This is a genomic window from Streptomyces sp. NPDC041814, from assembly GCF_055590565.1.
The window spans coordinates 264,364-275,963 of the sequence record NZ_JBVJAM010000006.1 but is presented as its reverse complement, the minus strand read 5'-3'; the positions used below and the strand labels follow the sequence as shown (position 1 = coordinate 275,963).

At 72.3% G+C, this 11,600-nt stretch carries 8 protein-coding genes; 3 read left to right on the top strand and 5 right to left on the bottom strand.

Features of this window, described 5'->3' with window-relative positions; all coding sequences use genetic code 11:
• The first annotated feature begins 44 nt into the window (after positions 1 to 44).
• Positions 45 to 869: a hypothetical protein gene (locus tag ACZ6C6_RS17955; protein ID WP_469203758.1), complete on the top strand. Its 825-nt coding sequence runs from the start codon at positions 45 to 47 to the stop codon at positions 867 to 869.
• A gap of 53 nt (positions 870 to 922) precedes the next feature.
• Here the strand turns inward: ACZ6C6_RS17955 and ACZ6C6_RS17950 are convergent, their stop codons facing one another.
• A complete protein-coding gene (locus tag ACZ6C6_RS17950; RefSeq protein WP_469203756.1) occupies positions 923 to 2,419 on the bottom strand; it encodes an RICIN domain-containing protein in 1,497 nt (498 codons plus the stop codon).
• 43 nt (positions 2,420 to 2,462) lie between these two features.
• Complete coding sequence (locus ACZ6C6_RS17945; protein WP_469203754.1) at positions 2,463 to 3,920, bottom strand: pectinesterase family protein; 1,458 nt, start codon at positions 3,918 to 3,920, stop codon at positions 2,463 to 2,465.
• Positions 3,921 to 4,173: 253 nt separating this feature from the next.
• On the opposite strand from ACZ6C6_RS17945, the gene ACZ6C6_RS17940 reads away from it, so the two are divergent.
• A complete protein-coding gene (locus ACZ6C6_RS17940) occupies positions 4,174 to 6,300 on the top strand; it encodes a sigma-70 family RNA polymerase sigma factor (protein ID WP_469203752.1) in 2,127 nt (708 codons plus the stop codon).
• A gap of 41 nt (positions 6,301 to 6,341) precedes the next feature.
• Here the strand turns inward: ACZ6C6_RS17940 and ACZ6C6_RS17935 are convergent, their stop codons facing one another.
• Positions 6,342 to 7,955 carry a cell division protein PerM gene (locus ACZ6C6_RS17935; protein WP_469204026.1) on the bottom strand — a complete coding sequence of 538 codons (1,614 nt, stop codon included), beginning with the start codon at positions 7,953 to 7,955 and terminating at the stop codon, positions 6,342 to 6,344.
• A gap of 125 nt (positions 7,956 to 8,080) precedes the next feature.
• On the opposite strand from ACZ6C6_RS17935, the gene ACZ6C6_RS17930 reads away from it, so the two are divergent.
• The gene (locus ACZ6C6_RS17930; protein WP_469203750.1) at positions 8,081 to 9,337 is read left to right on the top strand and encodes a helix-turn-helix domain-containing protein; all 1,257 of its coding nucleotides are present in this window, start codon (positions 8,081 to 8,083) and stop codon (positions 9,335 to 9,337) included.
• A gap of 104 nt (positions 9,338 to 9,441) precedes the next feature.
• Here the strand turns inward: ACZ6C6_RS17930 and sucD are convergent, their stop codons facing one another.
• Positions 9,442 to 10,326 carry a succinate--CoA ligase subunit alpha gene (sucD, locus tag ACZ6C6_RS17925; RefSeq protein ID WP_445066920.1) on the bottom strand — a complete coding sequence of 295 codons (885 nt, stop codon included), beginning with the start codon at positions 10,324 to 10,326 and terminating at the stop codon, positions 9,442 to 9,444.
• A gap of 21 nt (positions 10,327 to 10,347) precedes the next feature.
• A complete protein-coding gene (gene sucC, locus ACZ6C6_RS17920; protein ID WP_469203748.1) occupies positions 10,348 to 11,529 on the bottom strand; it encodes an ADP-forming succinate--CoA ligase subunit beta in 1,182 nt (393 codons plus the stop codon).
• Positions 11,530 to 11,600: the final 71 nt, after the last annotated feature.

Genomic DNA, 11,600 nt, shown 5'->3' with positions numbered 1-11,600 from the left:
CGTCCGCCGGGCGGAAACGACGAGATGGGGAAGACGTTCACCACATGCCGGACCGACGCCGCACCGCCTTCCGCCAGCCCCTGCCCGAGCGGGCCGCCGTGCTGATGCGCGAGCGCTCCTCCTCGTCCTCCTCCGGCTCCTCCGCTTCCTCCGGGAAGCCGGACGACGACAATCCCTTCGCGCCGCCGCCCGAGGGCCGGCCCGACCAGCCCTGGCAGCCGCGCCACCCGTCCGGCTCCCCGGACGGCCGGGCGAACGGCGGCGACGACCGGCCCGAGGGCGGGTCGTCGGACGACCGGCCCGCGTGGGGCAGTCAGTGGAGCAGTCAGCAGCCCGGCCGCCAGAACGGCTCCTTCGGCGGGCGTCCCACCGGTCCCGGCGGTACGGAGAGGCCCCCGGCCGGTCCGCGCTGGGACCCGACCGACCCCATCCAGCGCCGCGCCCGCTACGCGCTGCTCTCCGGCATGTGGGCCTTCTTCTTCGCGATCTTCGACTTCTCGGAGATCGCTCTGCTGCTCGGCGCGCTCGCCACGTACTGGGCGGTCAGCGCGCTGCGCGCCAAGCCGAAGCCGCCGGTGGCGGGTGGCACGGCGGAGGGCCCCGCCGCTCCCGGTACGGCGGACGGGACCGCTCCCGCGCCGGACACCCTCGCCGCGCAGCGCGGGGGCCGGCAGCAGACCACGGCCGCGGTGAGCGGTCTGGTGACGGGCGTGGTCGCGCTGGCGATCGTCGCGACGACGTTCACGGTGCAGATGGTCTACCGCGACTACTACACCTGCGTGAACGACGCCCTGACCAAGTCGGGCCAGCTGACCTGCAACGACCTGCTCCCGAAGCCGCTGGAGCCGTTCTTCGGCGTCAAGCGCTGAAGAACGGCTCCGGGCGCCGGACCCCGCGGTGACGCGGGGTCCGGCGCGTGAGCTCACTGGCCGATGTTGCCCTGCGGGCCGGTGTACTGCTTCAGCAGGCCCGGGACGTCCTTGGCGGCGTCCAGGGAGTAGCTGTAGTAGCTGTGCGGGTCGAAGGTCGTTCCGTTGGTCTGCTGCTTGCCGCTGGAGTCGACCACGATGGAACCGGACTGTGTCAGCGACGCGGCCGAGGTGTCGATGTTGTACGGGTTGGCCACGTGGTCGTAGTAGCTGTTCTCGATCACGGTCTTCGACTTGCCGCGCGAGAGGTTGCCGTACGACGTGATGTTCTGCATGTAGTTGTTGTAGAGGTGCGCCAGCGCCACGTTGTCGACGCTGGGGTTGCGCTGGTTGGTGTCGTGGATCCAGTTGTGGTGGATCGTCATGCGGGCGGTGACGTTCTCCGTCCAGCCGATGCCGAAGGCCTTGTTGACCTCGCCGAGCTCGTTCCAGGACACGGTGAGGTAGCTGGTGTCCTTGCGGCTGTCGATGAGCCCGTCGTTCATCCGCTGGATGCGGTTGTGGTCGATCCAGATGTGGTCCGCGGTGTCCATCTGGATGCCGTCGTAGTCGTAGTCCTTGTCGTCCGGGTCGTCCTCGGTCATCCGGGTGTCCCGGATGGTGAGGTTCCGGATGATGACGTTGTGGGTGCCCTCTCCCAGGAAGAACCCGCCGTTGACGATCTGGCCGGATGTGCCGACCCCGACCACGGTCTTGTTCGACTTGACCGGGATCTCCCGGCCGTACGGGGTGACGGTGATCGCACCGGCCACCTTGATGGTGTACGGCTCGGCCGCGCCCGCGTACTTCACCAGGTCCGCGTAGGTCTTGACGGTGACCGTCGCGCCCGCCGCGCCACCCGTGGTGCCGCCACCGGTGGAGGCGAAGCCGTCGGCCGTGTCCGACCAGGACCGTCCGCCACTGCCGACGACGGGGGTGAAGGTCCACTGCTTGTTGGTGTTCTGGGTGCAGGTCTCCTGGATGATCGCCGTCCCGTTGGTGGTCGACGCCAGCTCGTCGGACAGACAGAGACCCGACTTCACGTTGACGATCTGCCAGGTGTCATCACGGCTCGGCGTCAGCGTCCACTGCTGGTTCGTCTTGCCCGCGCCACACGCCCACTGCACGACCTGCACACCACTCGCCGTGGAACCGCCGGGCACATCCACACACCGCCCGCTGCTCTCACTCACCAGCGTGTACACACCGGTGCCCGCCGACCTCAGCCTGAACTCCTGCCAGGGCGAGTCCTCCGTGCAGTTCCACTGCTGCAGCTTCGCGCCATCGGCCTGCGAAGCACCCGGCACATCGACGCACTTGCCGGACTTCGCCACCACCAGCTGATACGCCGTCTCCACCGCCGGAAGCGCCGCCGCATGCGCGGTACCCGCCGACGTCACCGAAACGGCCGTCCCCCCGGCCACCACGGCCAGAGCGGAAACCACCCCGGCCACGATCCGGCCGGAACCACGCCTGCGGAACACACCGCGCGGGATGCTGCTGTGTCTCATGTCTGCCTTCCTTCGTACACGGGTGAAAGGTGGGGGGCCGGGCTCAGCGGACCGGGTTCCAGCCGTCGCTGCCCGCCAGGTACTTCTGGGGGGTGTAGTCGGCGGCGGCGCCGTCGCTCAGCTGCGGCCGGTTGCTGTTGACGCCCGCTCCGGAACCGGTGTTCCGGTACTCGCTGAACCGGGCGTTCTTCCAGCTCGCGGACGACATGTCGATCCAGGGCTGGGCCGTGGCGACGGTGGAGCCGAGCGTCGACTCGCGGTAGAGGACCTGGGCGTCCTGGCGCCACGGGCGCCCGAGCTGGGTCCGGTTGGCGGGCGCGCCGGTGATGTTCGACCTGTAGAAGAGGAAGCCGTACTTCTTGCCGGCATCCGTGCTGGCTGCGGTGATCGGGCCGCCGGTGGACCGCTTCTCGTAGATGTCGCAGCGGTCGAACACGATCGTGCCGCCGCCGAAGACGAAGTCCACGGTGCCCTCCACGTAGGAGTTCACCGCGTAGCTCCGCGCCGAGTTGTTGACCAGGAGAGTGTCCTGGTCACCGAGGAGCCGTACGTTGTCGAGCACGGAACGGTCCGAGTTCAGGCTCATGGCCAGGGCCTGGTGGCCCGAGGAGGCGGAGCTCTCGTCGAAGTCGTTCGACACGGTCAGGTTGACGGCCTTGAAGTCGTGACCGTCCACGAACATGGTGGCGCTGCCCGATGTGCCGTACTCACCGGCCGAGTGGTTGTTGACGACGACCGTCGAGGACGGCCCCGATCCCAGCCCGCGCAGCGTGATGTAGGGCTTGTTGCCGGGGATGCGCACGATCTCCCGGTAGGTGCCGGGTGCGATGGTGATGTCGACGGGCCGGGTGTTGTCCGCGGGGACGGCGTCGACCGCCGCCTGCACGGTGCGGTAGGTGCCCGAACCGTCGGCCGCGACGGTGGGCCGCTCCCCGACGGGCTTGAAGGTCCACTGCTTGTTGGTGTTCTGGGTGCAGGTCTCCTGGATGATCGCCGTGCCGTTGGTGGTCGACGCCAGCTCGTCGGACAGACACAGCCCAGACTTCACGTTGACGACCTGCCAGGTGTCGTCACGGCTCGGCGTCAGCGTCCACTGCTGGTTCGTCTTGCCGGCGCCACACCCCCACTGCACGACCCGCACCCCGCTGACCGTGGAACCACCGGGCACATCGACGCACTGCCCACTGCTCTCGCTCACCAGCGTGTACACACCACTGCTCGCCGACTTCAGCCGGAACTGCTGCCACGGCGAATCCGCCGTACAACCCCACTGCTGAAGCTCCGCGCCCGCGACCTGCGAAGCACCCGGCACATCCATACACTTGCCCGACTTCGCCACCACCAGCTGGTACGCCGAATCAACCGCCGGCACCGCCGCCGCGGCAGCACTGCCCGCCGTCGACACCGAAACGGCCAGCCCACCGGCCACCACGGCCAGTGCGGACACCACCCCGGCGAGGGCGCCGCCGGGAGCGGTCGTACGTGGAGGTTCGGATCTCATGGGTTGTCGTCCCTTCCTCGGAGCGGTACCTGAACGTGCCTGCGGCCGGGGAGTGCCGCGGCGAAGGGATAGGTGCTGCGAGGGGGTGACGGATAACAGAAATCTCAGAAAGCCCTTGCTTTACGCACGGCTGTGGCCATGTCAGAATCCACGACCGAAGGGCGCGCGTCCGATGTGAGTGGTCGTCAGCCGCGGGCCGGGGGGCCACTTCGTACACCGGTTCAGCAGGGACACGTGCGAGGGAGCGGAACCCATGGACCACCCTCCGCCAGGAGGCACGCACGACGGCGGTGAGCCCCGCCCCCGAGGCACCACGCCGTACGAGATGTCACTGGTCCGGGCCGCCCAGGACGGCGACCGGTCCGCCCTGGAGGCGCTGCTCACCGGCTGCCTGCCGCTGGTCCACCGGATCGTCGCACGCGCCCTCGACGGTCACGCCGACACGGACGACCAGGTGCAGGAGGTGATGCTGCACATCGTGCGGGGGCTGCCGGCACTCCGGGAACCCGACCGCTTCCACTCCTGGGCCGTGGCGATCGTCTACCGGCAGATCCAGCAGTACCGGCGCCGCCACCGCCTCGCCCGCGTACGGCCCGGTCTGGAGTACGAGGTCGAGCCCGCGGACCCGCGGGCCGACTTCGCGGACCGGAGCGCCACCGAGCTGGTCCTCGCCGACCAGCGCCGCGACGTCGTCCACGCCGCCCGCTGGCTGGACGCCGGTGACCGCCGTCTGCTCGCGCTGTGGTGGGAGGAGACCGCCGGGGTGCTGACCCGCGGTGAACTGGCCGCCACACTGCGGCTGCCGCGCGCCCATGCCGCGGTCCGGGTGCAGCGGATGAAGGAGCGGCTGCAGATCTCCCGGCTCATCGTGGGCGGGCTCTCCGCCGCGCCGCCCTGCCCCGGACTCGTCGCCGCCGCCCGGGGCTGGAACGGTCAGCCCAGCGGCCTGTGGCGCAAGCGGCTGGCACGGCATGTCCGCGACTGCCTGGCCTGCGGCTCCCGGCGCGAGGGGCTGATCCCGCCGGAGCGGCTGCTGCCCGGCATCGCCGCGCTGCCCGTGCCCGTGGCGCTGCTGGACTGGCTCGGACGCCTCCTGGGGCAGGCCGGTACGGCGCCCGGGTCCGCGGCGGAACTCGCCTCGCACACGGTCCGGAATTCCCGGCCTCGGCTGCTGGCCGGCGCGGGGGCGGCGGCCCTGGTGGTCCTCGGCGCGCTCCTGCTGCCCTGGGGACGGCAGGAGAGTCCGGCCGTCCCCGCCCAGGTGGCGCCGAGGGCGGCCCCGGCCCCCGAGGCGTCCGCCGGCAGCCCGTCGCCGTCCCCCTCCCCGGCCGGAGCGGCCGAACTGTACGTGGCACCCGACGGCTCGGACGCACGGGGCGACGGCAGCCTCGCGCACCCGTACGCCACGGTCGCCAAGGCGGCCGGACTGGTGCGTCCGGGGCAGAGCATCGTGCTGCGCGGCGGCACCTACCGGCCCGCCGAACCCCTCGCCCTCGACACCGACGGCACCGCCGCCGAGCCCATCACGCTGACCGCGCGCCACGGGGAACGGCCGGTGCTCGATCTCTCAGGGGTGACCGCCGGGGAGTGGGCCGTCGTCCAGCGCGCCGACCACTGGGCCGTACGGAATCTGGAGGTGCGGGGCGCCCGCAACCACGCATGGGTGTGCGACGGCTGTGCGCACGACGTCTTCGACGGCCTGAACGTGCATCACAACGGCGGGTCCGGACTCACCCTGCGGGGCGAAGACACCGTCGGCAACACGGTCGTCGACAGCGACTTCCACGACAACCGCAAGGCGAACGGGCACAGCACGGGCCTGGCGATCGTCTTCGGAACGGGTGACGGCAACACCGTCCGAGGGTGCCGCGCCTGGGGCAACGAGGGCGACGGCGTCGATCTGGGCGGATTCACCGGGGCGGTACTGCTGGAACGCAACTGGGCCTACGGGAACGGGAACGGCTTCGCGTTCGGCGGCGGCCACACCACGGTCACCGCCGCGCACACCGCCCGGTTCAACGCCGCCTGGGACAACGAGGGCTACGGCTTCACCGACCTGGGGAACACGGGGGCACTGACCCTGGAGCGCAACAGCACCTACCACAACGGCATCGCCGGCTTCCGGCTCTCCGACACCACGGGCACCGCGAGGAGGAACGCCGCCTGGGGCGACGGCCACGAGACGGCGCCCGGCCCGGCCGTCCGCTCGGTGGGCAACACCTGGGACGCGGCGGGTCCGGATGTGTCCCTGAGCGACCTCGGCTCGAAGGACCCGCACGGGGCGCAGGGCCTGCGGGGGGATGACGGCTCACTGCCCCGTACCGCCTTCCTCCGCCCCCGCGACCCGGACGTCGCCGTGGGCGCGCCGATGACGCCCTGACGACCGGGCGGCCGACGGCCGCCTGCCCCCGTGCCCGGGGGTCAGGCCGGACCCGGCTCTGCGGGGGCGTCGCCGTCCGTCGGGTGCGGGGCCGGGGGCCCGTCGGCCGGCGTCCGCGCGTGCCAGGGGTCGATCGGCAGGAAGTCGTACGCGTCGGGGTCCGCCTCGTCGGCGCCGCCGGACGGCGGTACGAGAACGGCGGCGGGTGCCGGCGTCTCCTCGGGCCGCGGCACGGTCTCCCCGGCGGCGCGGGACCACCAGCGGCGGCGGGGGGCGGCCGGCGATCCGGCGGCCACCGGCGCGTCGGCTCCGGGCGCGGGCGCGGGCGGAGCTACGGGCGCGGCGGCCTTCCGGCTGGTCCCCGTGGCCGGCTCGTCGTCCTCTTCCTTCGTGCGCCCGCGCAGCCGCCAGGCCCGGAGCAGCAGGGCCGCCGGGACGCCGATGACCGTCGCCCAGGCCAGGGCCGCCGCCCCGGTGAGCCACCACACCGGCCCGAAGTCCGCCAGGGCGTGCGTGCCGAGCGGTCCCCCGGCGGCCGCCGCCAGCAGCGCCGTGCCGAGCCCGCAGCCCACCGCCCCCAGTGCGGTGGTGAGCGCGGTCTCCCCCAGGCCCCACGCCTCTTCTCGTACGCCCTGGACCGGTGCCGCTCTCCGTACGGTGAACCAGGCCACCGTCAGCGCCGCCGCCACCGGAACCGCCCCGGCCGCCCAGTTCAGCGGGGCGCCCTGGCCCTGTGCGGGCATCGCGGCCAGCAGCGGGAAGTCGGGGACGGCCGGGTGCCCGGTGAAGGCCAGCGGGGTGACCGTCGCCCCGGTGCCGAGGGCGAACCCGGGGCCGAGCCCGTACGCCGCGCCCCACACCGCCGCGTTCGGCACGAGCCCCAGCGCCAGCAGGAGCACGGCGACGCGCCCGCCCCAGTCGCCGGAGAGCCGGAGGAACGATTCCTGGACCGGCGCGGCGTGCCAGACCAGGGCCGACGCGACGACCAGCGCGCCGCCGCCCAGCAGCACCGCGGTCCCGGCCAGCGCCGACCGGACCACCGCGTCGGCCCGCCGCAGGAAGCGGGTGCGCGCCATCGCCTCGTGCAGCCGCACCGGCGCCCACGAGGGCGGCGGCCCGAGCGGGCGCCCGCGGGCCGTCCAGACCCCGGCCGCCGCCGCGCCCGCCACGACGAGGGCGGCGGGGAGGATCAGGGTGAGCGGCCGCGCGGACAGCGACGCGCCCCGCGCGTAGAGGGCGACCGCGCCCCCGACCAGCAGGTATCCGCCCGTCACCGAGGCGAACGCGCCCCCGGGCGACGGGACCCCGCGCCCCTCCTCGGGCTCCAGCACGTCCCTGGCCGCCCGGTGCACCAGCCACACCGGCAGCACGGCGAGCAGCAGCGGGAGGACGCCCATCGGTACCGGGGCCCCGGTCAGCGTCTCGGTCCTGACCAGTTCGGCGCCGTGCGCGAGGAGCCAGAGAGCGGCCGCCGTGTGGAACGCCTCGCCGGGACCGCTGTCCGGGGCCGGTGAGCTGATCCAGAGCGCGGCGACGAGGACGGCGAGGGAGCCCACGCCGAGCCCGGCCGCCACGGCACCGCGCAGCACCGCGGAGACCAGCACGGCGGGGCCTCCCCGCTCGCCCTGCGACAACAAGGGGCTGCGTTCGGTCACTTGGGTCACGCGGTCATGCTGCCAACGACACGCGCTTATTTCGTGTAACGGGCGAACAGCCGGGGTGTCGATCAATATACGTTTATGTACTTTTTCACCCGGTGCAGGCCGTGTGGGCGGCCCTCATGACGCAGAGCACGTCCGAGAAGGCCGCCGCTCCTCCGCTGCCCTCGCCGAAGGAGCGGCGCAGGCTGCGGGAGGCGCTGTCGCTGACGGAGGACCAGGTCGCGTCCGCCGTCGGCGTGACCCGGGCGACGGTACGGGCCTGGGAGACGGGCCGCAGCAGCCCGCGCGGCCGCAAGCGCGAGGCGTACGCCCGGCTGATCGGGGCGGTCGCCGCCACCCCGCCGCCCCCGCCGCCGGTCCCGCCCGAGGCGCCTGTGGTGCCCGAGGCGTCCGAGGCGTCTGGGGCGCCCGAGGTGCCTGGTGCGCCCGAGGTGCCTGGTGGTCCCGAGGTGTCCGAGGCGCCTGTGGTGTCTGTGGTGTCCGAGGCGTCCGTGGCGTCCGAGGCGCCTGCTGTACCCGAGGTGCCTCCCGGCGAGCCGGACATCGGTCCCGCCGACGACGCGCCCGCCGCAGCTTTCGACGCGCTGTACCAGTACGCCGCCGCGGCCCTCTTCCAGCAGACCTATCTGCTGACCGGGCAGCGCGCCCTGTCCCGCGCGGCCGTGACCAAGGCGTTCGAGCTGGCCTGGGAGCGGTGGCCGGAGGTCGCGGTGGACCGGGACCCGGTCGGCTGGGTGCGCGCCGCCGCCTACGAGTACGCGATGTCCCCGTGGCGTCGGCTGAACCGGGAGCACCGGCGCCCCGACCCGCCGCCCGAGGCCCCGGACTCGCGGGCGCTGCTGGACGCACTCCTGGCCCTGCCCCCCTCGTACCGCCGCACGCTGGTGCTGCACGACGGGGTGGGCCTTGGGCTGCCGGAGACCGCGGCGGAGACCGAGGCGAGCACCCGGGCGGCGGCCGGGCGGCTGGTGACCGCGCGAGCGGCGGTCGCCGAGCGGCTGCCCGTGATCGCGGAGTCCGACGCACCGGACGGGCAGGCCGCGCTGATCCATGAACACCTGGGCACCCTCGCCCGCAGCCGGCCCGCCGCCTCGCTCCCGGTGCCGGAGCTGATCCGTACCGGCAGCGAACGCAAGGCACAGCTGTGGGCCCGGACGGCCATCGCGTTCACCGTGCTCATCGTCGGGCTGACGCTGATCACCCTGGCGACGGCCCCCCGGAAGTACGAGACGCCCCCGGCGCCCGCCCAGAAGGTCGGCGGGGTGCCTCCGGTCGGGGGCCCGCAGAAGCTGACGCCGCAGGACGTCAAGCTGCGGAAGAAGCTCGCCGACGAGGTCTTCCACGGCCCCGCCCGGCTGGTGCCCGAGGCCGGCTGAACCGGTCCGGCGCGCACGACGACGCGGGCCCGTCCCCCGGGTGAGGGGGACGGGCCCGCGTCGTGCGTACGGTGACACCCTGCCGCGCGAGCGCGGCGCCGGGGTCAGGCGCCGAGGATCTCGCGCGCCAGCTTGGCGGTCTCGGTCGGCGTCTTGCCGACCTTCACGCCGGCGGCCTCAAGGGCCTCCTTCTTGGCCTGCGCGGTGCCGGAGGAGCCGGAGACGATGGCGCCGGCGTGGCCCATGGTCTTGCCCTCGGGGGCGGTGAAGCCCGCGACGTAACCGACGACCGGCTTGGTGACGTTGGCCTTGATGAAGTCGGCCGCACGCTCCTCGGCGTCGCCGCCGATCTCGCCGATCATGACGATCAGGTCGGTCTCGGGGTCCGCCTCGAACGCCGCGAGGGCGTCGATGTGCGTCGTACCGATGACCGGGTCGCCACCGATGCCGACGGCGGACGAGAAGCCGATGTCGCGGAGCTCGTACATCATCTGGTAGGTCAGCGTGCCGGACTTGGACACGAGACCGATGCGGCCGGGCTTGGTGATGTCGCCCGGGATGATGCCGGCGTTGGACTGGCCGGGGGTGATCAGGCCGGGGCAGTTCGGACCGATGATCCGGGTCTTGTTGCCCTTCGAGCCGGCGTACGCCCAGAAGGCGGCCGAGTCGTGGACGGCGATGCCCTCGGTGATCACGACGGCGAGCGGGATCTCGGCGTCGATCGCCTCGACGACGGCGGCCTTCGAGAAGGCCGGCGGCACGAAGAGGACGGACACGTTCGCGCCGGTCTTCTCCATCGCCTCGGCGACGGAGCCGAAGACGGGGACCTCGGTGCCGTCGAAGTCGACGGTCGTGCCGGCCTTGCGCGGGTTGACGCCGCCGACGATGTTGGTGCCATCGGCGAGCATGAGCTTGGTGTGCTTCATGCCCGTGGCGCCGGTCATCCCCTGGACGATGACCTTGCTGTCCTTGGTGAGGAAGATAGCCATGGTGGTCTGAGTCCCTCTTCCTTACTTCGCAGCCGCGGCGAGCTCGGCGGCCTTGTCGGCCGCGCCGTCCATGGTGTCCACGCGCTGGACCAGCGGGTGGTTGGCGTCGGAGAGGATCTTGCGACCCAGCTCCGCGTTGTTGCCGTCGAGGCGGACGACGAGGGGCTTGGTGACGTCCTCGCCCTTCGACTTCAGCAGCTCCAGGGCCTGGACGATGCCGTTGGCGACCTCGTCACAGGCGGTGATGCCACCGAAGACGTTGACGAACACGGACTTGACGTCCGGGTCGCCGAGGATGATCTCCAGGCCGTTCGCCATGACCTCGGCGGAGGCGCCGCCACCGATGTCGAGGAAGTTGGCGGGCTTCACGTTGCCGTGGTTCTCACCGGCGTACGCGACGACGTCCAGGGTCGACATGACCAGACCGGCGCCGTTGCCGATGATGCCGACCTCGCCGTCGAGCTTGACGTAGTTGAGGTTCTTGGCCTTGGCGGCGGCCTCAAGCGGGTTGGCCGCGGCCTTGTCCTCAAGTGCCTCGTGCTCCGGCTGGCGGAAGTCGGCGTTCTCGTCCAGCGAGACCTTGCCGTCCAGGGCCAGGATGCGGCCGTCCTTGGTCTTCACCAGCGGGTTGACCTCGACCAGGAGCGCGTCCTCGGCGACGAAGGTGTCCCACAGGGTGACCAGGGCCTCGGCGACGCCCTCGGCCACGTCGGCCGGGAACTTCGCCTGGGCCACGATCTCGCGGGCCTTGGCGATGTCGACACCGTCGACGGCGTTGACGGGGACCTTCGCGAGGGCCTCGGGGGTCTTCTCCGCGACCTCCTCGATGTCCATGCCACCCTGCACCGAGGCCATGGCCAGGAAGGTGCGGTTGGTGCGGTCGAGCAGGTACGAGACGTAGTACTCCGCCTCGATCTCCGGCGACAGCTCGGCGATCATCACCTTGTGGACCGTGTGGCCCTTGATGTCCATGCCGAGGATGTCGGTCGCGCGGGCGACCGCCTCGTCGGCGTTCGCCGCCAGCTTGACGCCGCCGGCCTTGCCGCGGCCGCCGACCTTCACCTGCGCCTTGACGACCGACTTGCCGCCCAGCCGCTCGGTCGCCTCGCGGGCTGCCTCAGGCGTGTCGATGACTTCACCGGCCAGCACCGGTACACCGTGCTTGGCGAAGAGGTCCCTCGCCTGGTACTCGAACAGGTCCACGCGCGTCCGTCCCTTATCAATGGTCTCGCGGTTGGTTTTCTGCGTGGGCGTGCCGCGAGGGGCAACGTGAC